1 rRNA gene is annotated in these 637 nt (G+C 35.2%); it reads right to left on the bottom strand.

The annotated features are described in order from the left end of the window. A 16S ribosomal RNA gene (locus tag Q0845_RS27695) occupies positions 1 to 278 on the bottom strand; the annotation flags it as partial. Positions 279 to 637 lie beyond the last annotated feature (359 nt).

The following is a 637-nucleotide window of genomic DNA, read 5'->3' as shown; positions in this document are numbered from 1 at the left end:
ATGTCTTGGTAAGCCGTTACCTTACCAACTAACTAATAGAACGCATGACCATCTAATACCGATAAATCTTTAACTATTGAATCATGCGATCCAACAGTACTATGAGGTATTAATCCAAATTTCTCTGGGCTATCCCCCTGTATTAGGTAGGTTTCATACGCGTTACGCACCCGTGCGCCGGTCGTCATCAAGTGCAAGCACTCATGTTACCCCTCGACTTGCATGTGTTAAGCCTGCCGCTAGCGTTCATCCTGAGCCAGGATCAAACTCTTCATCGTTGTTCTTTAATATATTATTCGAACTCAGAAAAATTATTCGTACTTCTCAAAAGATGTCTTTGCTTATGTTTTTTATCATTACTTTATTTCTAAAATAATTGCTGCTAATCAATATGTCAATGAACTCTTAATTCTTTTTATCTTTAACTTTCTTTCCGAAAGCGGGTGCAAATATAAAACCCTTTTTTTATTCTAACAAAACTTTTTTAAGATTTTTTTTGAAGCTCTTTCGCAAACTTCTTGCCTCTTATATAAAAGCGTTTTTTCTATCAGAACTTTTACCTAAACGTTACCGTTTTTAGCGGATGCAAACATACAACCTTTTTTAGTTCTCAGCAAAATCTTAAGCAATCTTTTTT

This window comes from uncultured Kordia sp. (assembly GCF_947489565.1).
Taxonomy (GTDB): Bacteria; Bacteroidota; Bacteroidia; order Flavobacteriales; family Flavobacteriaceae; genus Kordia.
Note: the sequence above shows the minus strand (reverse complement) of the source record. Positions and strands in the feature narration are given on the sequence as shown.